17 protein-coding genes and 14 pseudogenes are annotated in these 22,953 nt (G+C 60.5%); 15 read left to right on the top strand and 16 right to left on the bottom strand.

Going from position 1 to position 22,953, the window contains the following annotated elements; genetic code table 11:
• Positions 1 to 287: 287 nt before the first annotated feature.
• Positions 288 to 641 (top strand): hypothetical protein, encoded by a 354-nt coding sequence (locus EN818_RS29295; protein WP_128364202.1) that lies wholly within the window; start codon positions 288 to 290, stop codon positions 639 to 641.
• A gap of 139 nt (positions 642 to 780) precedes the next feature.
• Positions 781 to 984: pseudogene (locus EN818_RS29300) on the top strand (transposase); the annotation flags it as partial.
• 56 nt (positions 985 to 1,040) lie between these two features.
• Here EN818_RS29300 and EN818_RS33960 read toward each other — a convergent pair.
• Positions 1,041 to 1,231 (bottom strand): annotated as a pseudogene (locus EN818_RS33960) (hypothetical protein); the annotation flags it as partial.
• Between the two features lie 114 nt (positions 1,232 to 1,345).
• Between EN818_RS33960 and EN818_RS29310 the strand changes: the two are divergent.
• Entirely contained in the window at positions 1,346 to 1,576 is a 231-nt protein-coding gene (locus EN818_RS29310; protein WP_095521213.1) for a helix-turn-helix transcriptional regulator, read from the top strand.
• A 304-nt stretch (positions 1,577 to 1,880) separates the two neighbouring features.
• On the opposite strand, the pseudogene EN818_RS33965 reads toward EN818_RS29310, so the two are convergent.
• Positions 1,881 to 2,186, bottom strand: a pseudogene (locus tag EN818_RS33965) (IS110 family transposase); the annotation flags it as partial.
• Positions 2,187 to 2,296: 110 nt separating this feature from the next.
• Positions 2,297 to 2,704 (bottom strand): annotated as a pseudogene (locus EN818_RS29320) (IS21 family transposase); the annotation flags it as partial.
• Between EN818_RS29320 and EN818_RS29325 the strand changes: the two are divergent.
• Positions 2,681 to 2,961: pseudogene (locus EN818_RS29325) on the top strand (transposase); the annotation flags it as partial. The pseudogenes EN818_RS29320 and EN818_RS29325 overlap by 24 nt on opposite strands.
• A gap of 319 nt (positions 2,962 to 3,280) precedes the next feature.
• Here EN818_RS29325 and EN818_RS33970 read toward each other — a convergent pair.
• Both EN818_RS33970 and EN818_RS29335 read right to left on the bottom strand, forming a co-directional pair.
• Positions 3,281 to 3,707, bottom strand: a pseudogene (locus tag EN818_RS33970) (IS110 family transposase); the annotation flags it as partial.
• A gap of 263 nt (positions 3,708 to 3,970) precedes the next feature.
• Positions 3,971 to 4,286, bottom strand: a pseudogene (locus EN818_RS29335) (transposase); the annotation flags it as partial.
• Between the two features lie 123 nt (positions 4,287 to 4,409).
• Here EN818_RS29335 and EN818_RS33975 point away from each other — a divergent pair.
• A pseudogene (locus EN818_RS33975) lies at positions 4,410 to 4,592 on the top strand (DUF2285 domain-containing protein); the annotation flags it as partial.
• A gap of 143 nt (positions 4,593 to 4,735) precedes the next feature.
• On the opposite strand, the gene EN818_RS29345 reads toward EN818_RS33975, so the two are convergent.
• Positions 4,736 to 5,017 (bottom strand): DUF2285 domain-containing protein, encoded by a 282-nt coding sequence (locus EN818_RS29345; RefSeq protein WP_095521215.1) that lies wholly within the window; start codon positions 5,015 to 5,017, stop codon positions 4,736 to 4,738.
• Positions 5,018 to 5,133: 116 nt separating this feature from the next.
• Here EN818_RS29345 and EN818_RS29350 point away from each other — a divergent pair, with 116 nt between their 5' ends.
• Positions 5,134 to 5,367, top strand: coding sequence for a helix-turn-helix transcriptional regulator (locus EN818_RS29350; protein WP_095521216.1), 234 nt, complete (start codon positions 5,134 to 5,136; stop codon positions 5,365 to 5,367).
• A gap of 338 nt (positions 5,368 to 5,705) precedes the next feature.
• Here EN818_RS29350 and EN818_RS29355 read toward each other — a convergent pair.
• Both EN818_RS29355 and EN818_RS32950 read right to left on the bottom strand, forming a co-directional pair.
• Positions 5,706 to 6,578: pseudogene (locus EN818_RS29355) on the bottom strand (prolyl oligopeptidase family serine peptidase); the annotation flags it as partial.
• Entirely contained in the window at positions 6,575 to 6,841 is a 267-nt protein-coding gene (locus tag EN818_RS32950) for a S9 family peptidase (protein ID WP_165778576.1), read from the bottom strand. The gene EN818_RS32950 and the pseudogene EN818_RS29355, both read right to left, overlap by 4 nt.
• 1,145 nt (positions 6,842 to 7,986) lie before the next feature.
• On the opposite strand from EN818_RS32950, the gene EN818_RS33980 reads away from it, so the two are divergent.
• The 4 genes and pseudogenes from EN818_RS33980 to istB form a co-directional block, all read left to right on the top strand.
• On the top strand, positions 7,987 to 8,412 hold the full coding sequence (locus EN818_RS33980) for a DUF6499 domain-containing protein (RefSeq protein WP_245491411.1): 426 nt from the start codon (positions 7,987 to 7,989) through the stop codon (positions 8,410 to 8,412).
• Between the two features lie 130 nt (positions 8,413 to 8,542).
• Positions 8,543 to 8,794, top strand: coding sequence for a DUF2285 domain-containing protein (locus tag EN818_RS33985; protein ID WP_236372019.1), 252 nt, complete (start codon positions 8,543 to 8,545; stop codon positions 8,792 to 8,794).
• A gap of 221 nt (positions 8,795 to 9,015) precedes the next feature.
• A pseudogene (locus tag EN818_RS29365) lies at positions 9,016 to 9,777 on the top strand (IS21 family transposase); the annotation flags it as partial.
• Positions 9,777 to 10,502: pseudogene (istB, locus tag EN818_RS29370) on the top strand (IS21-like element helper ATPase IstB); the annotation flags it as partial. The pseudogenes EN818_RS29365 and istB, both read left to right, overlap by 1 nt.
• Positions 10,503 to 10,601: 99 nt before the next feature.
• Here the strand turns inward: istB and EN818_RS33990 are convergent.
• From EN818_RS33990 to EN818_RS29380, 3 genes are all read right to left on the bottom strand, one after another.
• Entirely contained in the window at positions 10,602 to 10,778 is a 177-nt protein-coding gene (locus tag EN818_RS33990; RefSeq protein ID WP_236372026.1) for a transposase, read from the bottom strand.
• Between the two features lie 22 nt (positions 10,779 to 10,800).
• A complete protein-coding gene (locus EN818_RS33995) occupies positions 10,801 to 11,013 on the bottom strand; it encodes a hypothetical protein (protein WP_245518885.1) in 213 nt (70 codons plus the stop codon).
• A 128-nt stretch (positions 11,014 to 11,141) separates the two neighbouring features.
• Positions 11,142 to 11,501: a hypothetical protein gene (locus tag EN818_RS29380; protein ID WP_135906563.1), complete on the bottom strand. Its 360-nt coding sequence runs from the start codon at positions 11,499 to 11,501 to the stop codon at positions 11,142 to 11,144.
• 652 nt (positions 11,502 to 12,153) lie between these two features.
• On the opposite strand from EN818_RS29380, the gene EN818_RS29385 reads away from it, so the two are divergent.
• Positions 12,154 to 16,062, top strand: a complete 3,909-nt coding sequence (locus tag EN818_RS29385; RefSeq protein ID WP_165778577.1) for an AAA family ATPase — start codon at positions 12,154 to 12,156, stop codon at positions 16,060 to 16,062.
• A gap of 61 nt (positions 16,063 to 16,123) precedes the next feature.
• Here EN818_RS29385 and EN818_RS29390 read toward each other — a convergent pair.
• A pseudogene (locus EN818_RS29390) lies at positions 16,124 to 16,792 on the bottom strand (recombinase family protein); the annotation flags it as partial.
• Between the two features lie 273 nt (positions 16,793 to 17,065).
• A complete protein-coding gene (locus EN818_RS29400) occupies positions 17,066 to 17,317 on the bottom strand; it encodes a DUF5372 family protein (protein WP_165778579.1) in 252 nt (83 codons plus the stop codon).
• A gap of 47 nt (positions 17,318 to 17,364) precedes the next feature.
• Here EN818_RS29400 and EN818_RS29405 point away from each other — a divergent pair.
• Positions 17,365 to 17,575 (top strand): annotated as a pseudogene (locus EN818_RS29405) (integrase core domain-containing protein); the annotation flags it as partial.
• A gap of 280 nt (positions 17,576 to 17,855) precedes the next feature.
• Here EN818_RS29405 and EN818_RS29410 read toward each other — a convergent pair.
• Positions 17,856 to 18,122 carry a DUF2285 domain-containing protein gene (locus EN818_RS29410; RefSeq protein WP_029354712.1) on the bottom strand — a complete coding sequence of 89 codons (267 nt, stop codon included), beginning with the start codon at positions 18,120 to 18,122 and terminating at the stop codon, positions 17,856 to 17,858.
• Positions 18,123 to 18,231: 109 nt separating this feature from the next.
• Between EN818_RS29410 and EN818_RS29415 the strand changes: the two genes are divergently transcribed.
• Positions 18,232 to 18,450 carry a helix-turn-helix transcriptional regulator gene (locus EN818_RS29415; protein WP_029354714.1) on the top strand — a complete coding sequence of 73 codons (219 nt, stop codon included), beginning with the start codon at positions 18,232 to 18,234 and terminating at the stop codon, positions 18,448 to 18,450.
• A 743-nt stretch (positions 18,451 to 19,193) separates the two neighbouring features.
• Here the strand turns inward: EN818_RS29415 and EN818_RS29420 are convergent.
• Both EN818_RS29420 and EN818_RS29425 read right to left on the bottom strand, forming a co-directional pair.
• Positions 19,194 to 19,892 (bottom strand): OmpW family protein, encoded by a 699-nt coding sequence (locus EN818_RS29420; protein ID WP_128363477.1) that lies wholly within the window; start codon positions 19,890 to 19,892, stop codon positions 19,194 to 19,196.
• 38 nt (positions 19,893 to 19,930) lie between these two features.
• Positions 19,931 to 22,093, bottom strand: coding sequence for a prolyl oligopeptidase family serine peptidase (locus tag EN818_RS29425; protein ID WP_126080676.1), 2,163 nt, complete (start codon positions 22,091 to 22,093; stop codon positions 19,931 to 19,933).
• A 217-nt stretch (positions 22,094 to 22,310) separates the two neighbouring features.
• On the opposite strand from EN818_RS29425, the gene EN818_RS29430 reads away from it, so the two are divergent.
• Entirely contained in the window at positions 22,311 to 22,571 is a 261-nt protein-coding gene (locus tag EN818_RS29430; protein ID WP_095769041.1) for a hypothetical protein, read from the top strand.
• Between the two features lie 93 nt (positions 22,572 to 22,664).
• Positions 22,665 to 22,865, top strand: a pseudogene (locus EN818_RS29435) (SMC-Scp complex subunit ScpB); the annotation flags it as partial.
• Between the last annotated feature and the right edge of the window lie 88 nt (positions 22,866 to 22,953).

Below are 22,953 nucleotides of genomic sequence, written 5' to 3' on the forward strand. Positions count from 1 at the left end.
GGTCCGAACGTAAAATCGGCATTGGCTCATATTCACGCCTGCCTTCAGACCTTGCGGTGAACCTAGCATCGTCAGCGGTCCGCGGTTGCAAAAGAATCTGTAAAGTTATTTGAACGATCCGTTGCAACCTCTTGGTTGCCGACGGTGGCACAGCCCGCGGCTGATGGTGTAGGAGGGCCGCGTGGAGCCGTCGACGTAGCGCAGCGCGCCGACCGTGACTCTGCGGTCATCGCCGATCTTCGAGAAGGTTTAGGTTGCAACGTCTGAAACCTGAAACGGAGATGACGATGACCGATGACAAAATGGCGCTGATCGAGCTGTTGAGAAGCAGGCCGCTGGCGACCTCGTGCGGAACATGCTGGCACTTGCGGCCGAGCGGATCATGGAACCGGACGCGGGAAGCGCGGCGGGCGAAGGCGCGCTCGCCGCTGCGGGAGGTGCAGCGGAACGGATATCGCGACTGGGACTGGGACACCCGTGCGGCCTGGATCGCTCTGGACATCCTCGAAGCTGCCCAAGGGAAGCTACTTCCCGAGTGTCGATGCCGGCTCAATGCTCCCCAGAAGTGCCGTTTGAATCTTCCCAGAATAGCGCGGTCGCCGGTCTCCCGGAGCGCGCTCCGGAAGACCGGCGGCGCATGATCGGCGATGTTTCTCCCGATGGTCGGGAGAGGGATTTCGGTGATCAAGATCAGGGAGATGATGATGATACTGGATTTGCATCGGCAGGGCCTGTCGGTATCGGCGATCGCCAGGGAGAGGCGGGATCGACGGTATCTAGGTGAAGGTGCGCGAGGGCGGGAAGATCGTCAGTCGTGCCGCGAAAAATCGCCATCGCGGTGGACGATGGCGGGAAGCGCGAGGTGCTGGGCTCGCCACCGGCCCGGCCGAGGGCGAGACGTTCTAGACCGACTTCCTGTGGTCTCTCGCCGATCGCGGCCTGCGCGGTGTGAAACTGATCATCGCCGACGACCAAAAGGGGCTTGCGCGCCGCAGCTCGCCGGGCCTTCAACGGGCCAGGCACCAGACCTGCGCGCGGCCATCGCGTGCCGGATCAATGCCGAGGATCAGATGCGCCATCTCTTCTTCGCTCGCGTCGTCGGCGGAAGCGTCTAGGGGCCTCATGTATGTCGTGAAGTGCGCGTTGTTGAGGCCGTAACGCTTTCCGACCAGGGGACTTCGTCGGACAGAGTTGAGCTTTTAATCTCACCGGTTTCGGTCGGTCGAATCATAACTGCTGCGAACCTCGCCTGCCTGTGCTGGAGTTAAGCAGTCTATCCCAATATGGGACAATCCAAACCCGGGATTAGTCGGTGAGCCGGTCTTTAACTGACCGGTTCACCTGCATGCCAAAATCTCTTCGATCGCCCCGCCACCGGTTTCTGGGCCAGCTAATTTTCTTACGCAAGGCGAAAGGCCTGACCCAGGAGCAGGTGGCCGAGAAGCTTGGCCGTCCGCAATTTTTCGTGGCCAAATACGAGGGTGGAGAGCGGCGTCTCGATGTCATTGAGTTTCTCGACGTCACTGCGGCGCTTGACACTGACCCGTGCGAGATTCTGCCCAGCTTCCAGGTATAGTGGGGCGTCCGCGCCTTGCAGCGGTGAACCGAGCCCGCTTGCCCTTCGGCAGCCTCAGGCGGTCTCGGCCGTCCGTCAGTCTGTCGGCTGCTGACAGCGGCCGTCCGAATAACGGCGCACGACCCATCATCCAGGGTGCGCAGTTGGCATAGGTGTCGCAGGGATCCCTGCCTATGGCGGACGGAAGAACCATGTTGATGGCCCACCATTCTCGATCGCGGCGAGCGGGTAAGGCTTTCCTGTGGCGATGGGCATTCCGCAGCCCGCATCCATGGCTATCCTGGCTGCCACCAATTTGGTCACCATCCCCTACTGCGGCGCCCAGAGCGGTGGCATTGAGAACTCCGATACCGGGGATCGACGTCAGGCGCCGAGCGGCTGCATCGGTGCGGGCCAGTTCGACGAACTCCCGATCCAAAGCCTTCGGCGGTCGAGATCAAGCCATTCCTCCCACATCTCCGCAAGCGATTCGGCTGCCGGCCATGAAGTCCGGATCGGCGAGCAATGCCTCCACAGCCTGCTCGAGCTTGCGGCGTCCCTGTGCGATAGTCGTGCCGCGCTCCAGCAGAATGGCGCGAAACTGGTTGGTCAGCCTCGTGAGCGTGCCCACCGTGATCGAGTGCGTTCTTCTCTCGGGCCTTTCGTCGCGACCTTTCAAAAGCCGCGGGCCCGTATGGTGATTCTGCGGATCGGGTCCAAATCTTCTTCTGCAAGAGCTTTCAAGCTCGGGATGACGTGCCGGTAATTGACGACCTGGTCGTGCCGGCCGTGGGCATGGCCGCGTCCTCGGGGCAACGTCATCAGATGCGTCCCGCCGATGAAGACCTCGAGGCGATCATCGAACAGCCGGACGCGAAGCCGATGTCCGATCAGGCGGGAAGGCACAGTGTAGACGACCTTGCGCAAGGTGAAGCCGCCTGTGCGTGACACCGTGACGACCACCTCTTCGAAGTCGGTGGCGCGGCGGTCGGGAAGTTCCTGCAAATGCGGGCGCTCGGCGTGGATGCGCTTGCCATGAGCGGCATTACGGCGGCTGACGATCTCATCGATGAAGGCGCGGTAGGAGCCGAGATCGTCGAAGTCCATGGTGCCGCGCATTAGTAGCGCATCGCGGACCGCGTTCTTGATCCGCGCTGTCGGGACAAGACCGCCCACAGCTTGGCCGACACGATCGGCTTTCGCATGAAGATGATCGCCGCCGGCTACGAGGACGGCAGCGACGCGAACTGGCTGCGCTCCGATGCCTTCTTCAAGATGGCCCAGGATGCGCTGCCGTCGGGTTGGGATCTGGCCTCCCAATCGACCATGTACCGGCTGGAGAACCTGCCCAGCGTGCGGGAACTGGTCGCCATAGGCGGGCGATGGGCGACCTCTATTGCGCCTCTTTGGCGGGCTCGCCCTCCACTGGATCGTTGTTTCGGCACGAGAATGCCGCAAACTGGCGGCCGTTCTTGAGCAAGTTCGATAACCTACGGCCGCGATCAAGGCTGTCGCGGTCACAGGGCCGATGCCTTAGCTTTCCAAGCCGCTGACATAATTCGCTGTTGCGAAAGAACTGCCGAACCCGGCGATCATAGGATGCAATGCGTTTGTCCAATTCGGCCAACTCCGTTTGCACTTCTCGTATCAGCACCCGCACCAATTCATTGAGACATCGTCGCTGCTCCCCGTAATATCAACAACGGCCCGCGGGCATTGCTTGGTTAGAAGCCCACGAACCTGATTGATGAGCTTGACCCGATCTGCAACCAGACGGCTGCGAATGCGATGATCCGCTTGAATTGCCAATTGATCGGCTGATTCGGTGAAACAAAACGCATCGTCGGCCGGCCAGCGGCTTCGCAAATCGCGTCAGCGTCATTCCGGTCATTCTTGTTGGACTTGACGTATGGTGTCACGAACTGAGGCTGATCAGCCGAACCTCATGGCCGAGATCGGAAAGCACCTTGCCCAATAATGCGCTCCGTTCGATGCCTCCATGCCGACCAGACATCGTGGCAGATTGGCGAGGAAGCGGGCTACCGCATCGCGGCGTAGCGTTTTTGCGCACGACGACTTTCCCGTGGCAGTCGACACCGTGAACTTCGAAGACTTATTTCGCTAGATCCAGACCTATTCGAACGATCTGCATGAGATCCTCCTTCGCTGCAGTTGGCGGTCGAGATTTCACCTCGCTTGGAGGGCGGGGTCCGTACCATTGGCCTTTAGCCAAGTGCATTTTTCAGACGGCTGATCACGCGGGAACGGGTGCGGCGCAACGGATTATCGCGCCGCACCGGGCTTTCAAGGAGCTTATATAAGGGGTGTCAAGGCTGGCTCCCCTTTTTTGGTCCGTTGGTTTGCGGTATCCATTTTCTGAGCCCGATTGCATGATGCGGCTCGTTCCCCGAGCCAGATCCAGTTCTCGTGGATCTCCACCGCCAGTGCCCGAACCAGCCGCAGACAGCTCTGCTGGCTGGGGAAGATGCCGACGACCAGGGTACGCCGCTTGATCTCCTGGTTGAGCCGCTCCAGCATGTTCGTCGACTTCATGTGATTGTGATGCGGCAGCGGCAGTGCCCGTAACAGCGCTGCCAGACTGCCTCGCGCAGGACTTCCCGGATCGCTGGCCTGAGCCCGGATGGCCGTCGGAGACGACAAACTCGACGCCGGCGAGCCCGCGCTGCTTAAGCCCTGCCACCAACGCACGCCAGTTCGAATGGCTTTCCCGGCTGACGGTCGGCAGGACGTCGTGCTGCGAGATGCTCATCCGGGTTTCCAGCTCGTCCTGGAAAGCGCGACGCTTTGCACCCCGTTCGGCTTTTCCGTCGACGCGATCTGGCTCGCCGATCGGATGAGGCAGCAGTTGAATGCGTTCGAATGCCTCAATGCTCTTCACACGACTGGACAACTTTCCGACAGCCTGTTTCCGCCCGACGCGCCCGGCAGCCGCCTGCACTTTGTCCTCCAGGCGCTCGACGGCTCGCTCGGAGGTGCATCGCACCAAGAAATCGCAGCGGCCTTGTTGGGCTGGCAACGCGTCCATGCCTGCTGGACGGATCCGCGCAACACCTTCGCGATCGCATCCGCAGTACCGTCCGGCGCGGTCACCTCCTCATGGATCGTGGATATCGAGACTTCCTCGCCTGAAGGTGGTCGGAAGGGTCACCCTGGGGACCGTCAACGCGTGAACAGTTCCTTGTATCCGGTCGTAACCATCCAATTCGCCCGATCGAGATGGCTGCGAACCGCCTTTCGGGCACGGTCAGGTTCTCGCACCGGATCGATGCCGAGGACGAGCAGCGCCATCTCCTCTTCGCTGGCATCGTCGGCGGAGGCGTCGATAATCCTCAGATAGACCTTAAAATGCTGCCTGTCATAGCTCGTGAGGCTCTCCGACCAGGGGGCTTCGTCGCGCAGTGTTGAGCTTTGAGTCCCGTCGGTTCCCGTTGATTGATTCATGTCTGCCGCGAACCTCGCATGTTGATCGCTGGATTCAAGGAAGCATATCCCAAAATGGGATAATCCGGAACCGGGATTAGTCGCTGAGCCGGTCTTTACTTGACCGGTTCACCTACATGCCCAAATCGCTTCGAACTCCCCGCCACCAGCGGTTTCTGGCCCAGCTGATATCGCTGCGCAAGGCCAAAGGCCTGACCCAGGCGCAGGTGGCTGAGAAACTTGGTCGGCCGCAATCCTTCGTGGCGAAGTATGAGGGTGGAGAGCGGCGTCTCGACATCATCGAGTTTCTCGACGTAACTGCGGTGCTTGGCGCTGATCCGTGCGAGATTCTATTGAGCCTCCGGACGTAGCGGAGCCGCGCAGGCGGATCTGCCAAGAGCTTGGCTCTTAGATTGGTGTCGTAGACGGGCACGGGTAAGGGCGACGGGACGGGGGAGGCGGGAGGCGCAGGGGCTTGTGGATGGCTCGTCGCGACAGCCTGCTGTGCCAGCAGCATCAGGACGACGGCCGCTACTACTCCCCGCGCCACGTTGATTTACTTGTTACCATGATATTGCTCCTTGCTCTTCAGAAAATGGTAGACTGCTATAGTCCTGCAGTATTGATTGAGATCGACAGCGTGCGGGCGCGCATTTGCGCAAACCGTGCTCGCATTATTTGCACCCTTGCCGCAGTACTCGACCTGTACTCACTCATCCGAAGTTCGCCCTTGTCGAGCTCCCGGTCTTTTATGAAGGCTATCGGCGTGCCAGCCGATCGCGCTGCGAAGAAAATTGGTGCCCAGACTGATGAATGCGGCTTGCTCCCGATTGTCCTTGCCGTAGCCGTGCCCGCCTGCGCTGGCCTCGTAGAAGTAAGCGGGATAGCCAAGGGCCTGCAGTTTTGCGGCCATCTTGCGCGCATGGCCCGGATGGACGCGGTCGTCGCGTTTCGTGGTGGCGATCAGGATAGGCGGATAGGGCTGTCCCGGCGCCGCGGCGTGATAGGCGGAGATTTCCTTCAGGAAAGCCCAATCGTCAGCCTTGTCCGGATCGCCATATTCGTCGATCCAGCTCGCGCCCGCCAAGAGCTTGGTGTAGCGACGCATGTCGATAAGCGGAATTGTGCAGAACAGAGCCCCGAAATGCTCAGGATAGCGGGTCAGCATGTTGGCGATCAGCAGGCCGCCATTTGAGCCGCCCTCGGCGGCAATCCGCCTCGGCAGGGTGATGCCCCTTCGCACGAGGTCGGCGGCAACGGCGGCGAAATCGTCATGGGCGAGACGCTTGCCCTCCCTGCGCCCGGCATCGTGCCAGCGGGTGCCGAACTCGCCGCCGCCGCGGATGTTCGCCTCCACACACGTGCCGCCGCGCTCCAGCCACAGCTTGCCCAGCGGGGAGTTGTAGTAGGGAAGGAGCGATATGCCGAACCCGCCATAAGCGGAAAGGTGAACCGGAGCATCTCCGTTCCCGTTCGCCGGACCAACCTGCGTATAGGGGATCAGCTCATGATCGATAGAGACTGCCTCGTGGCGCGTGACCACCAGTCCAGATGCATCGAAATTCTCCGGGCTGCGCTTCACCCGCGCGGATTTCCCGCATCTCGCCAGAAATTGTAAAGGTATTGACCGCGGCGCGCGATCAGGGGAATCCTGTCGAAACGGTCGAACATCACTGTAAGCGCCGCCCGGTCGCGCTCGAACTGCGTTCCACCGAAATGCTTCAGGGTCTTTGCCGACTGGCTGGCGGTCCACGCAAGTGCACGTTCGCGTTCTACATCTTCAAACCAGAGATGGGGGTCATCGTCGGGTGCATTCATTGTAGGGCGGAAATCGAATTCGGTCATGTCCGGACGACCTGAGGAATGAAAGTCGAATGGCTTCCGTTTGCTCGGGATTGTCCGGTGTTTGCGGGGGCGCCCGCATGTCCAAAAAGCGTGTTCATGGATGAGTTCTTCCCGGTGCGGCGTCGCAGTGCTTTTGCGCATAGGACTGCAATCGTCGTGGCAACTGGGAAAAACGTTAATGAACAATGCGATCGTTCTGGAAGCGTTGTGTCACATGTCCGACATCGTCGAGAATCCGACACCGAGTGCTCCTCCTAATCACCGGATGAACCTCCGGCGCCAGTCGGTGACACCATGCAGAACTCGAGCAGTGAAGCTCATTGGTGAACTTGGTTGACGCCCAACATCTTCGCTCTGGAGCGCTTCACGCATACGGATTCATGGCAGACACCATGCGATCGCATGCGACTGGTCCCTATGGCAACTTGAGCTGATGTCGGGCCGCAGTCGATATGCTCTATGAGGGTTCAGGAGAGGGGGAGCTCGGGCTCGGCGTAGTATCTCGGCCAGACGGCCATGGCCGGCGATGTCTTGCTGACGCCGCGCATTGGCATGCCCGCAAACAATGGGCAGTGCGGGGCAAGTCTGCTTGGAACAATGGGCTGCAGCAGGCGCCAGTGGGGCCCGGCCGCGCTCCATCTCCATACCCCTCGCAAAAAGCCCTGCGTGAGCACCATCCAAAGAAGCGGTTGCACTGCGTCGCCGCGTTTGCGCCCACTGAACTACGGCTTAACCTGTACAACTATACAGCCTGCCATAGCGCGGAACTTGGCCTCCAATGGCGAAACTTTTCCCCCGAGGAGACCCAGATGACTGACCTTATAGCCCGCGCCACGACAACTTGCCCACAAGCATCGTGCAATCCACCGCCACGCCACTACGTCTCCAAGGAACGCCCTGAACTGGACGCAGGAGCCGATCACCGATACGAAACGAATACCCTTGGCGTGCTCAGGCCGCGCTGGCTGTCGCTGCGCGGGTTCGACGGTGTTCTGGCTGTTTGCGCGCGCCTTCTGCCCTCCAAGGTGCCAATGGCGCACGCTTCGACGAAATGCCTCCATCGAGGTCTGGTGGCTCCGGCGCCGGTGCTTTGCCAGGAGGCATGACGTTTCGACGTTCGTGGGGGCGGGCAGGGGGGCACAGTCATGCCTGCAGTTCTCGTGACTGGCGCGGTCGAGGCTGATTGGCGGGATGAAAGATCATACGACTACACCACTGGTATGACGCCGCGCGAATGGGCTTGGGAGTTTTTGCGCCGCAATCCAGCATTCCAGCGTGATGTGACGGCTGCAAGCCAGCAGGCCAATAGCTGGTCTTACCAACCCTTGCTTGACGTGGTCGCGTCGGCCGGCGACCTGTCACGCTGGGGTGTTCTGTTTCGCCGAGTCTTATGGGCGAAATTCGATCGTTTTCTGGTCTCCGCTCTGGTGCGTCCATGTGTTGCCAGTCATTGCAGAACATCTGCCAGCATCGTCGGAGACAACGCCGTACCAACTCTTGGCATTGCCATGTCGTGCGACGGTCCTGCTGGCGCCCGACAAGGGCCAACATGTTCTTCTTCGCAATGCTGAGCATACGCTCCAGCTCGCCGTCTCTGGCGCGGATATCTTGCACCCTGTCTGTCTCCGAACCGAGGCGATCTGGCCCGCGAAGCTTTTGAGGCACCGCCTGAGGGCGCTCGAGTGCCTCAATGCTCTAAGTGTGGGTCAACGTCTGCCTGCCCGCTTGTTTCCGCGGGAAAAACGCGGTCCCCGTCTAAACTTCGTTCTTCGTGCGCTCGACGGATCGCTTGCCGGGGCCTCACATCGCGAGCTCGCCGAAGCGCTGATTGGTCAACGCCGCGTCGATGCCGACTGGAGGGATCCTCGCGACCATCTGCGCGACCGCATTCGCCGCGCCGTCTCTCGTGGCCGCGCCCTTATGAATGGCGGATACAGAGATCTCCTCACTTGAAAAGTAACCGTCCGCCCTGTGCGTCAGCCGTCGAACAGTTCGGAACTAGTACTTGGTCGCATCAGCTCGCCAGGTCGACACGGCTGCGAAGCGTCCTGCGGGTGCGCTCTGGTTCAGGCGTCGGTCGATGCCGATGCACGTTCGGCATTGTCCGATAGCCGACAATGTCGAGTACGCAACGTAAGGGAAGCTGACTATCGGGCGTTTCAAATGCTTTTTGCCTTGGCACGGTACATGCACGCTTCTTCACGCCCCGCCTGCGCTTCAGGAGCTACGAGGAGATGAACGCCTGGCTGCTCGACAAATGCGTCGCCTGGGCCAAGGCTCACCGCCATGTCGACCAGCCCGAGCGCACGATCTGGGATGTGTTCGAGGAAGAGCGCGGCAGACTGGTCGAGTATCGTAGCCCCTTCGATGGCTTCCACACGGTTCCCGCCTCGGTGTCGAAGACCTGCACCGTGCGCTTCGACAACAACAAATACTCGGTGCTGTCGACCGCCGTCGGCCGCCCGGTCGAGATCCAGGCCTATGCCGACCGCATCGTCATCCGTCAGGACGGGGTGATTGTGGGCGAGCATGTCCGCTCGTTCGGCCGCGGGCAGACGCTCTACGACCCATGGCACTACGTTCCCGTGCTGGCTCGTAAGCCCGGCGCCTTGCGCAACGGCGCGCCATTCCAGGGCTGGGAGCTGCCGCCGGCGATGGAGCGGGTGCGGCGCAGGCTGAAGGCTGCCGATGACGGCGATCGGCAGATGGTAGCGATCCTGACGGCGGTGCTGTCCGATGGTCTCGACGCCGTCGAGTCCGCCTGCCAGCAGGCGCTCGCCGAGAACGTCTGCTCGTCGGCCGTCATCCTCAATATCGTGGCCCGCCGGCGTGATCCGGCACCGGCCGTGACCATCCTCACATCCGACGCGCTGCGTCTGCGCCATGAGCCGCAGGCCGACTGCGCCCGCTACGACAGCCTCAGGAGGGCAAGCTGATGGAACGCACCGAGATACTGGACCTGATGGGGACGCTGAAGCTCTCTGGCATGCGCAGCGCCTATGACGAGATCATGGCCACCGCCATAAAGCGTCAGCACGAGCCGCCCAGGATCGTCGGCGACCTGCTGTCGGCCGAGATCACCGAGAAGCAGGCCCGTTCGATCAAATACCAGCTCACCGTCGCCAAGCTGCCGCTCGCCAAGGACATCGACGACTTCGACTTCGCCGACACGCCGGTCAACGAGGCCCTGGTCCGCGATCTCGCCACCGGCGCCTTCGTCGCGGACCAGCGCAACGCTGTTCTCATCGGCGGCACCGGAACCGGCAAATCGCATCTCGCCATCGCGATTGCCCGGGCGCTCATCGGTAACGGAGCTCGCGGGCGCTTCTTCAACGTCGTCGACCTGGTCAACCGGCTCGAGACCGAGCATCGCGCCGGCAAGCAGGGGCACATCGCCGACTACCTGACCCGGCTCGACTTCGCAGTGCTCGACGAGCTCGGGTATCTCCCCTTCGCCCAGGCCGGCGGCCAACTGCTCTTCCACCTCATCAGCCGGCTCTACGAACGGACCTCGATCATCGTCACCACGAACCTCGCCTTCGGTGAATGGCCGGCCGTCTTCGGCGACGCCAAGATGACGACCGCCTTGCTCGACCGGCTCACCCATCACTGCGAGATCATCGAGACCGGCAACGAATCCTGGCGCTTCAAGAACCGCTCTCAAAAGCTAAAGCCGCCAGAGCCCAATCAGCCGCGCCCGACCGGGCTGCACCACCCAGACCAGTTCCACCCGGTCGGGCGCTCACCGCAGCGCTCTACATCAGGGGGTCAAAATTGGATGCCGAGCGGGGTCAACTTTGGATGCCGTTTGACAAGAGGTGTATTGACTCGGCACGAGCCCAAGCCAGGCCGCAAAGTCTCGCCCGCGTTTGAAGCTCTCCATCGGCGGAGCAAAGCCGCTGATCGCCAACGCAGTCTGGGGCCCGACACCAGACATTGTCTGGATTCGCCGCGCTGTATCAGTCGCCAGGGAAAAGGGCTTTGGCCTTTGCCATTTTGACCTCGATCCGGGCCGTCTTTTCAGCAATCTGTTCGAGCAGATCAAAGCATTTCTCGCGCACCAGGGCTGGCAGGTCACTGTTCGGCTCCTCAAGGAGACTTTCAATCCGCTTGATGTGGGCGATCCCTTTCGGATGACGTGGCCATATTCGTACAGTACCGAACGCAAGCATTCACAAGCACGATGCGCTGATGGAGGAGGCGCTCCCGAGCTCGGAACAACACAGCGCATGCCTGCTGATCTTCCGACTTCGGCTGTACAAAACGCATCTCCGGGCGCTGTGGTGCAACGACGATTACTTCAGCATCGGCAGCATCGTTTTTCTACCGTTTGACAAAGGGCCGCACATATTGAGGTGCGATCAGCTTCACTGGTGGCCAAATTTGACCATTCTCGGGCCCAGTAGCTCGCGCTGCCGCCTGCTTCCATCACAACCACGGCAGGCGGCTGGCTTGCCATGAACTGCCGGAACCGTGACCTCGTCAGCTTCTTACGGAAACTGAGATGCCCCGTCATTGTCGCGCCGTGAAGTTGGAAAACGTTCTTTGCCAGATCCACCCCGATCATAGTACCCTTCATTTGCCGTTCTCTCCTTTTCGTGGCGTTGAACACCACGATCTTGGCACATTGCGATGCCGTCTGGGGGAGGGCGGCAATCATCCATCTTCTGATGTTTGGCTTCTGATGTTTGGCGAACGGCTTCACATGAACGGATGGGAGCACGGCGAATTTAACGACCGAGCTTCGCGGTCCCCCAATAATGCGCGGTCACGCACCCCTCGACGCAACGATGCACCTCGGCAGCTCCCCCCGCGCGACCGTAAAGCGGCGATTTACCACCTCACAACAGCCAATTGCGGGACTTATGCGCAGACGGCGCGAAAACGCCGAGTTCCTGCGACGATGGTGCGATTATTCGAGCAACCCGGTCCACCGGGGCTGCTATATGTCACCGTGCGAGCCATTGGCCTACAAGGACGCAGACTGGGAAATCACTTAAAGCAGCCAGATTGCTGAGGCGAATGTCCCGGAAAACTGCCGGTGATCGACGGAAGGGTTCGCCGGACAGCTTTGGCACTGGTCCTTACGAGAGGTTGTAAGGGGTGAGTGTGCAAAGATTAGTCTGGTGTCCATGCACGGCATCAATGATTAAAGATGGATGCGAAGACGGATATCTCAACAAGCATGTGGGGTAGATCGTCCCCAGACCTATTCAAAAGAAGAGCTGCTGATGACTTCGCGGTGCGGCCGATGCAGAGCGTGCTGCCTTTGGTGAACGATGTCTCGGGCACAACAATGGACAGACGAAAACATGGATAGATCGAATGCTCGTGCGCTGCATTTGCACACCATTGACTCGTTAGTTGCCGATTTAATCGTAGGCACGCCAGTTCTCATTGAGGGCGGGCACACCTTTTCTCTGCCTGATGCTGCAACGCGTAGCGCCTTGGGATGGTACCAAAATCGTGGCCCTGCGGCTTGGACCGCTGATGTCCGCTCTCCGCATGCGGAAGAACTCGTAGACGCGATTTCCCAACCGCCACCTGCTGTAAAGGCCTTGCCCTCGCGGCCCGCGAACGCGAACAACAGGCGACTTCGGCTGAAGAGGGTGGAGGCCCACCGGTTCGCCGGCCTGCATAAGTTTGGGACACCGGATGCGGCCCCGGAGAATTATGTCCACGAGTTCTCGTGCCCAATCACGCTCTTCGAAGGGCGGAACGGATCCGGCAAGACCTCGCTACTCAATGCCGTCATCTGGACGCTCACAGGTCAGATGCTTCGGCCCCAGCGCGAACCTGAAAGCCCGGAGGACTTCGATTGCTGGATAGGCAATGCGGAGGACGAGCGAACAACGCACAAATTGTCGTCACTGACACCAATGCCATTCTTGGATCAGTACCGACCCGACAAGGACTGGGTTCCAGCTGATACCTGGGTTGAACTGACCTTCGTTGAAGATGGCGGCGTGAAGCTTCCCCCCATCCGCCGCAGCATGACGCGCTCGCTTCAGGGCAAGCTGAAGGAGTTGCCGCCAGATCTAACCCCGCTCGGGGTCGATCCCATCGCACTTCGCATCGGCACCGTGATGCCGGGCTTACTCCCGCTCATTCAGTTGGGATCTGAGTCGGAACTCGGACGCGCAGTGTCCGAGCTTACAGGGTTGTCAGCGCTCGTGGACCTTGCTGCACATTCGCGTCGCGCGAAAACCAAAATCGACAAAGATCTCATCAAGGCCAAGCGCGGCGAACGCGATAAGGCGGACGCCGATTACAACATTGCCAAAGGCGACCTCGAAAAGATCTTGCGGACGCATGCTATGCTGGAGCCGCCGACGCCGGTGCCAATCCCGTCGGACGACAAGGCCATTGAGGAAAAGCTTAAGACCATCAAGACGAACTTCGATGACGCAAAGGCATGCGCGTTTGAGTCCGCGAAAGAGATCCTTGGCGGGCGTTTTGACCCCGCCGATGCAAAACTGCGTTCGGACCTCGAAGAGAATATCAGTCGGGCGCTCGAGCGTGTCAGCCAGCCTCAAACGTTGAAGTCGATCGCACGGCTCGCCGACCTCCGCAAACTGACGCCGGACGAGCTTGGCGACGCCGAAAACAGGCTAAATGCCATTCTGACGGAAGCACGCACCCTGCAGGAGCTGGCGCAAAATCCATCGAGCGCAGCGCGCACGCGCTTGTATGCACGGATCAAGGCCTGGATGGCCGATCATCCGGACCCAGCACGCGACCAAAACCGGTGCGTCGTCTGTGGTGGCGATCATTCCCATGCCGCTGACCCTGTTACGGGCCAACCGGTCAAACAGCACCTAGCCGGGTCTGCCTCCGATGCTGACCTCTTGTCGCAAACCCTGGCCCATTGGGCGGCAAATGCCCATGGCGATCTGTTGCGCTCGTTACCCGAGGCGCTTCGCACTGAGTTGGTCGCCGACTTGCCGTCGCATCCGTGCGACCTTCTGCGAAAAGCGCTTGTCGACGAGGCTTTTTCGTTCGCACCGTTCGCAGGCATTCTTGGCGAATTGAAATCCCCAACGGCCTTAAGCCTCGATGCCGTATTCCAGAACCGCGCGGAGTTGGATGATCCCCTTGCCATCTCGTTGCCAGCAGGGTGTAGCGACCTTCAACTAGCCTTGGAGCGCCTTAACCGAGCAATCCGCTTTGCCCATTGGCGCCAAAACAACGATGCCTTGGCAAAGGATGTCCTGACCCGCGTGCTCGGGCGCAAGCCCAAGGAAGGGGAGCATACAGAGAAACTGACCCTCACGGGGAAGCTGTTGGAACTCCAAAGCATCGTCAAAGCAGCCGAGCCGATCTCGGACGCGTTGACCCAGTGTGCGCGGCTTTCAAAGCACTTGGCGACGCGCCGGGCGGCTGAAGCCCGGCTTGGCAACTACGCGACGGCAAGCACGGCGCTCGGTCAACTAGCCGATTTGGGGACGCTGGCTGACCAGCAAGTCGACCAGCTTCGCAAAATTCTTCGAACGGATGCCGCCGCTTGGCGTGATCTCATCTATCTCGGCGCATTTCCCGATACGGCTCACCAACTCGTCGATACCGGTATGGGCCGCAAAGGGGAATTGGACCTCGTAGTCCAAACAGGAGGCGTCGCGGCCCCAGCCCAACATGTCACGAACGCGTCGGCCCTGCGAGCGAGTTTGGTCGCGTTCTTTTTCGCCTTCTGGCAGCACGTGCTGAAGGAGCGCGGTGGCTTGACTACCCTGGTGCTTGACGATCCTCAGGAGCTGCTTGACGATGAAAACCGGGAGCGGCTGGCGGCCGCGCTCGGAAAATTGGCGAGTGGTGGCGCGCAGGTGATCGTTACGTCTTATGATCCTCGCTTCAGCGGCCGGGTTGCCAAAATCCAGCTTCCGGGCGGAGTTGAGCATCTTGCCGTGCACCCCGCGACACGGTTGCAGCCCCGTCTCAGGACGATCGTGCCCCATTCCGTCCTGCTTGAGCGCAAGAAGCGCTTCGATGCCGACCCAAATGAAGAAGAGCCCGCACGCGATTTCGCCGATGGATGTCGCGTGTTCCTCGAGGCGCAGCTTGGTGACATGTTCGACGATCCGGCCCATTCATCCTGGGCCAAGGCGGCACCGAATCCCACGCTCGCCGATTTCGTGCAGCGAATGCGCCCCTTGGTACGGGCCGGGTCGGCCGGGATGTTCGGCGCAGACATTTTCAGGCGGTTCGCTGAACACCCTGCGCTGGGTGACAACTCCCCGGTGGTGGCCTTGATGAACAAGGCCCACCACGGGCGTCGCCAAGACATCACGGCTGGTGAGGTCGCGCAATGCGCTGGCCAATTGGCTGATCTGATCAAGCTTGCGGAGGACATTCGTGAAGAATGCTATCGCTGGCGCCGGCGGGACTTGCCAGCAGCGAAGCAGAAGCTTGCGGCGCCGGCCGCGATCGACTTCACCTCGCTCGCTGCACCGCGGGTCGTCATCTGTCCCGATTTGGCGGCCTTTACTAGGCACCGGGCGGGTGCGGAAACCCAGGACCAGCCGGAAATTCTCGAGCCCTGCGTTCTTGAGAGCTGCGTTGCATACTATCTCAGGCGAGCCAACTTTGGTTTTGCGGCACCCCCTGGCAGCCTCGCTATCGTCAAATCCATACCCACGTTAAGCGCGGACCGGCGGCTGGTGATCGCTCGGCACGGCAAGGACGTTTACGCGCGCCGGTTAGTTCGCAACGCAAAAGGTGGCGGATTAATCGCCCTCACCGCCGAGACGCCGGACCCGCGCATCCGCAATCCAAAAAGCGTCTTTCTTCCCGAGGATGAAACGGCAATTCACCAAGTTGTCGGGATCATTTTCGACCACACGGTGAGGGTCGATCATGGCCCGGAAGAGGCCGTGGCAGTCGACGCCAACAGGGAGTTGCAGCGGATCGCAATCGCCTTCCGCGTGGTCGATGAAAGTGCCGTGCCGCTCGCTCTTGATAAGCAAGTTGTCCTCGGAGGAGACCACATCCAACTCGACACCCTCGGGCATCACCAGGATGCGCTCGTCGCCCTTTGCCTTGATGACGGATCCAGCATTTTCAAGCGGGTGGGCACGGCGCTTCCGGGCGATCTTTCCCATTTCAGGCTGTTCGAGAGCATAGGCGGGATGGGATCGTCACAGGTCCTTTCCGTGGGAAAGGCTGCAAATGGGGTTCCGACGGTCATTGGCGCCCGGAAAATCGTCGGTGTGCTTTACAACGTCTAGCCGCAATCGACATCTGATCCCACGATTGTACGTTCAATGACGCAGGTCGTGTCGCGTCAAAGATCTTCTCGCCGCGCAGACGGCGCACGACGGCGCAGGCTGAGCCGGTCTGGCGGAAGGTATCGAACAGGAGCCGCACCGTGTCCTGGATCTGTCGGTCGGGATCGAGCACGACCCGCGCGTCAGGGGTGTAGACCAACCCGATCGGCAACGGCATCTCGAGCTCGCCGCGGCGCGCCTTGTTGAGAATGCCGCGTTGCAGCCGCGACTTCAGAATGTGCAGCTCGGCCTCGCTCATCGTGCCCTTCAGCCCGAGCAGCATGCGATCGTTGAAATAGGCCGGATCGTAGACGCCGTCCTCGTCCATGATGAGCGTACGCGACAGAGCGGCCAGCTCAAGGAGACGGTGCCAGTCGGCATTGTTGCGTGTTAGGCGCGACACTTCCAGCCCCAGCACGATCCCTGCATGCCCCATCGCCACTTCGGTCACCAGGTGCTGGAAGCCGTCGCGGTCCTGCGACTGCGCGCCGGAGAGGCCCAGGTCGCTATCGATGACGTGGACACGTTCGATCGGCCAGCCCAGCGCCACTGCGCGATCGCGCAAGGCGTATTGCCGCTTGGTGCTCTCGGTGTTCTCGAACACCTGACGAAGAGAGGACTGACGCACGTAGAGGAATGCATCACGCCGCAGATGGTCGGCGTCAACCTTCATGGCGATGTCAGTAGACATGATTGCCTCGGGTCTCTGCTGCCAGCACATGTTGGCGAGCATGTGCACGAGCTAGCGATCGTGCACTGCAGCCGAAGCCGTGGGCGGTGGTTCCGGCCGCCGATGCATCGGCGGGGAAGGCTGAGGAGCCGCGATCAGCACCGCCAGCCCTTGCCAAAAGCCATGAAAAACGATGGCGCCGATGTCCTTGACGCAGGCCTGACCGCACAGGAAACGCCTGCATGCGGGGCATAATTAGGTTTACATATGCGGCATAAATTGCCTGACACGCATTCAGCCGCCATGGCTGCGCTCGATCTGCTCGATCAACGCCGCCAGGGTTGCCAGGTCATCTGGACGCATGAACGACCTACCCGCCGAGACCTGAATGAAAACATCGGGTGCGGCGACGTCCGTCCATGACGCAAGCAGTGAGCGAAGCCGTCCCTCCGCGTCGTAGAACATGACGCGGTCCTCGCCCCAGTTCTGCTTGCGTGTCGACAGCACGAAGCGCTGGCCGCGCCACGGATGGAACGGGTGAGTGATCTCGAACTCTATACGCGCTTGAGTGTCAGCACGAACTGCAGTCCTGAACTTGAAAGAATGGCAAGGCCGAACGCTTCATCCAGACCAGCCTGCGCGAATGGGCTTACGCGCGAGCCTACAACAGCTCTCAACACGGACGAACTGCTGCATTGGCTTCATCGGTACAATTGGCACAGGCCTAACGGCAGCCTAGGATCAAAACCACCCATCAGTCGTATCGGCTTAGATCGGGACAACCTACTGAGGCTCCACAGCTAGCTCTCGCTTCGGGTCATTCTCCTCGTTCCGGTCCTCCGGATGCGGTGCGGCTCAGACGGCGGGCCCGTTCCTGTCATGACTCGCCGCCGCACCGCTTCCTGGGAAGCAGCCATTGGCGAGCGGAGGACAAAACGATGAGACAGCGAAGCGCTGGGCCATCCGCGCCGACTGGAAGTCCTCGCGATCATCTTCGAGCGCATTCGCGCTGTGGTGATGCGTCGATGCATGGTGGTTACGCGACTTCGTTGCTTGAAGCGAAGCGACCGCACCGCCCATTTCGTCAACTGGCGAACAAATCCTTGTAGCCGCTCGTCACCACCCAGTTTGCACGGTCGAGATGACTGCGAAGAACGTTCCGTGCGCGCTCCGGTTCGCGTGCCGGATCAATGCCGAGGATCACATGGGCCATTTCCTCTTCAGTGGCGTTGTCGGCTGAGGCGTCCAGGAGCCTCATATAGGTCGTAAAGTGGTCCTTGTCGTAGGCTGTAATGCGGTCCGACCAGGGGACCTCGTCGGCAAACGGCGTGTTCGATTTGGGCTGTAACATCGCTAATTCTATCTCCGGCCAATGGACCCGCGAAGCCCTCTGCCTGCTAAATGTGGATTACATATTATAGTTGATAAACTCAAGCCGCCTGATCCGCTGGCTTGCGTGCATGGATATGCGCAAGTTGGTTGGACGGAATGTGCAGAGGATCAGGCAAAGGAAGCGTCTGACGCAGGAGCAGCTTGCGGAGATTTCCGGGTTCAGTCAGCAATACATCAGCGGCTTGGAGAAAGGCCGAAGAAATCCGACAATTATCACGATCTATGAACTGGCATTGGCCCTCGGCGTTAGCCACATGGATCTGGTTCGGCCCGACAAACAGGCCTGATACACCCGCCCTCCAAGTAGCTGGCGGCCTGATGGCGTGCGCCGGGTGCTCGTGAACCCACGCTTTTCTTAGGGCCCCCCGGCAGCCCCTGCCATTTGGCTCGCCCTGGCGCGGCGCACCCTATTGGACAGTCGGCCGCTGCGGTTTTTGTCAGCCTTTCCTGGGGCGTGGGGGTTGGTCGGCATTGCCTTTTAGGCCCGCCGCGGCCTCCCGCAACCTTCGCTCTCGCTTCAGGTCCTTCTCTTGGCTACGGTCCTTCGGATGCGGTCCGCCTCTTTCAGCGGGCCTAATCGCTTTCTGCCGCCCACCCCACGGGGACAGGCACGCGAGACTAGTATGGAGCGTTGCGGTTAGCGCACGAACAGCAAAGGAACTGAAAAAAACAGGCAACTGTCGCAGCATGGCTGAACCAGCCATCGTGTCGGCATCTAGGAGCCGCGTGTTCGCCTTGCGCTGACACGAAGCTCAGACATGACGTCCGGGAGACGATGCTGGCAAATAGTCTGGCTGAAGCATTCCACCCACAATACCAAAGCCCGTCCCGATCCAAAGCGCTTCTAAGCACTCGATCTCAGGCGCGAGGCAGGCTGGCCAGTGCACCTTCTTGGTCCGCCGGAAGAGAGCCCCGCCCTCTCGACAATGGCTTCATGAGGTCTCGCCCTGCAGTGTCGACCGTAAAAAAGGGCGCGCGAGGCGCCCTTAATTTTAAACCGGCAGTCGGGAAGCAGACTTCACTCTGATATTCAAAAGCGGTAAGTGACACCTGCGCCTATCAGCCAGGGATCGAGCTCCGCCTTCCCCGTCAGCTTTGCGCCGGCCACCGTGACGTCGAAGTCCGGCCTCAGGAAAAGCTTCTTCACGTCGAAGTTGAGGCCCCAGTGCTGGTCCACCATGTAGTCGAATCCGACCTGCAGCGCCGTGCCGAACGTGTTCTTCACCTTGAGAGCGTCAGCGCTGCCAGTGTCCTGGTTATAGAAGATCGTGTAGTTCACGCCGGCGCCGATATAAGGCTTGAACGCGCCGAGATCGGTAAAATGGTACTGCAATGTCAGCGTGGGCGGGAGCAGCCAAACTTTGCCGATGTTGCCCGCCGAGCGGATCGTTCCCTGACCTTCGATGTTAGCATGGGTGGTGCCGAGTATGAGTTCGGCGGCGATATTGTCGGTGAAGAAATACGAGATATCGAGTTCCGGCGTCACCGTGTCCGAATAGGAAAGACCGGAGCCGGGAAGCGTATCAACGTAGCCCAGATCTTTCGTAACGACGCCCAACGCCCGCAGGCGGACCTGCCAAGGGCTTGGCGCTTCGGTGACCGAGGCTCCCGTCTCCGCCAGGACGGTCTCTGCTTGCGCAGGCTCCGCGGCGACGGCCTGCTGTCCCACCATGATTAGGGCCACCGCCGCTGCTATTGCCCGCGCTACGCCCATTCGCGTTCTCGCCATGAAATTCACTCCTTGATGTTCAGAAAGGATGCACTGCACTATTTCGTCTCCTGCTCGAATGAATTGTTGATGGACCTCAAATGCCCCTCTTGCGTTGCAACGCGTTCCGCCGTCTCCGGAGGGTGATCGTTGAAGCCGATTGCGCTGCGGAGAAAATTGGTGCCTAGACTGATGAATGCGGCTTGCTCCCGATTGTCCTCGCCGCAGCCGTGCCCGCCTGCGCTGGCCTCGTAGAAGTAAGCGGGATAGCCAAGAGCCTGCAGTTTTGCGGCCATCTTGCGCGCATGGCCCGGATGGACGCGGTCGTCGCGTTTCGTGGTGGCGATCAGGATAGGCGGATAGGGCTGTCCCGGCGCTGCGGCGTGATAGGCGGAGATTTCCTTCAGGAAAGCCCAATCGTGAACCTTGTCCGGATCGCCATATTCGTCGATCCAGCTCGCGCCCGCCAAGAGCTTGGTGTAGCGACGCATGTCGATAAGCGGTGCTGTGCAGAACAGAGCCCCGAAATGCTCAGGATAGCGGGTCAGCATGTTTGCGATCAGCAGGCCGCCATTTGAGCCACCCTCGGCGGCAATCCGCCTCGGCAGGGTGATGCCCCTTCGCACGAGGTCGGAGGCAACGGCGGCGAAATCGTCGTGGGCGAGACGCTTGCCCTCCCTGCGCCCGGCTTCGTGCCAGCGGGTGCCGAACTCGCCGCCGCCGCGGATGTTCGCCTCGACACACGTGCCGCCGCGCTCGAGCCACAGCTTGCCCAGCGGGGAGTTGTAGTAGGGCAGGAATGATACGCCGAACCCGCCATAAGCGGAAAGGTGAATCGGAGCATCTCCGTTCCCGTTCGCCGGACCAACCTGCGTATAGGGGATCAGCTCATGATCGATAGAGACTGCCTCGTGGCGCGTGACCACCAGTCCGGATGCATCGAAATTCTCCGGGCTGCGCTTCAGGATTGCTGAAGCGCTGAGAGACGGCGCGGCATTCAGATCGAACAGCAAGAGCTGCGGCGGCGTGATCGGATCCTGAGCACAGATCAGGACCTCTCCATTGGTCTCGTGAACTGCCGCATCGAATGACCAGACGTCGACAGTACCTTCGGCGGGCAGGGTGTTCAGGACTCGGCGCGTCCATTCCTGGTGGCCGGGAGTGAACATCTCGAAACGCGGTGCGAGATTGACGAGGTAAGAGATAATGAGCTTCCCGTCATTCCAGAAGAATGACTGCATGGAGCGCCTTTCCCCTGGTTGAAACAGGGTCTCAAAAAGGCGTCCGCCGGCGAGGAAAGTGGAAAGCGAGATGACGATCAGCGCGTCGGCGGGATGGGTGGTGCCTCCCACCGTCCAGGGCTTGCGCGGCCTTACCGCCAGCCAGTCGCCGAAGACCCGCCACGACGCGTCGCGAGGAAGATCGATCTGCCTCCTCGGCCCGCTCCTATCGCCGATCCAGCTGATCTTCTCGAAGAAGGCCGGCTGCTCGATGAACCAAAGGCGCTCGCTGCGGCCGGTGCGGTCCGAATGACCAGACACTTGGAAGCTTTCGAACCCGGCCTCGAAGATTGCCGGCGTGGTGAGGGGATCCGCGTCACGCTTCCACAGTCGAACTGTGCGCGCATAGCCGGAGCGGGTGGCCATGCCATTACCAAGCGCACTGGAAAGCAGAAGCGTGTCAGGGTCCAGCCAATTAACGTAGCCTTTGGCCTCGGGGAGGTTGAAGCCGTCGGCGACAAAGCTCAGAGAAATCAGGTCGAATTCGCGATGCACGACCGCGTCGCTGCCGCCGCGCGACAGGCGCAGAACGGCTCTTTCCCGTCTCTCCGGCTCGATGGACGCGCCGTCCCAGATCCAGTCCTCTCCGTCGCTAGCCGCGAGAGCATCCAGATCGAGCAGTAGCTCCCATTGGGGATCCGCCTTCATGTAGGCGGCAAGGGTGGTCCGGCGCCACAGTCCGCGTGGATTACCGTCATCTCGCCAGTAATTGTAGAGGTACTGACTACGGCGCGCGATCAGGGGAAGATTGTCGCGATTGTCGAAAATGGCTGTCAGAGCCGCGCGGTCGCGCTCGAACTGCGTTCCACCGAAGTGCTTCAGAGTCCTTGCCGATTGGCCGGCGGCCCAGGCAAGTGCCCGCTCGCCCTCTACATCTTCAAGCCAGACATAGGGATCGTCGTCGGGAGCATCAAGCGTTGGACGGACATCAAATGCGTTCATGTCCGGACAGCCTTCAGAAAGAAGGGATAGAGGCTTCCGTCGGCTCGGGAACGCTCAGTGTCGGTAGCGGCGCCCACATGTTCGAAAAGCGTGATCATTGATGAGTTCTTCCAGTCGGTGCGGCATCGCAGTGCTTTTGCGCATAGGGCCGCAACCTTCGTGCCAACTGGGAAAATCGTTTCGGAACAATGCGATCGCTCTGGAAGCGTTGTGTCACATGTCCGACATCGTCGAGAATCCGACAACGAGTGCTCCTCCTAATCACCGGATCAACCTCCGGCGCCAGTCGTGGACACTGTGCAGAACTCGAGAAGTGAAGCTCATTGGAGTGAACCTGGTTGACGCCCAACATCTTCGCTCTGGAGCGCTTCACGCACACGGATTCATGGCAGACACCATGATGCGATCGATGCTGTTAGAGACCAAGCTGGCTGCGCCTGTGAGTTTCAGCCGCCAGCTGGAAGCAGCGGAGTTCTGAGGAGAAGGGTGGGGGGCCCAAGCCCTGCCGCAATCTTGGCCTGCACCGTCCCCTTGATTGTTGTGGGTCAACGTCTGCCTGCCCGCTGAATTTGGCACGCCTTACACCTACGTCACGACCAAGACCTTCCTGTTGCACTTCGGCCTCGACACACTGCGGGATTTGCCCGATTTCGAGGCGATTGAGGTTGCCGCGCTGCTCAGCAAGGAGAAGCTGCTGGCGGGCGATACTCCCATCGGGCTGGTGAGTGGTGGAGGAGGTGAGGAGCGACACTCCAAGGCCAGGACGGGCTAGCGCAGCAGATACATGGAAGTAATCGCTTGATATGAGCGGTTGAGAGTCGAATCAGGGAACTATGCGATCACTATCGATAAGAGGTGGC

The organism is Mesorhizobium sp. M3A.F.Ca.ET.175.01.1.1, from assembly GCF_004791945.1.
Classification (GTDB): domain Bacteria; phylum Pseudomonadota; class Alphaproteobacteria; order Rhizobiales; family Rhizobiaceae; genus Mesorhizobium.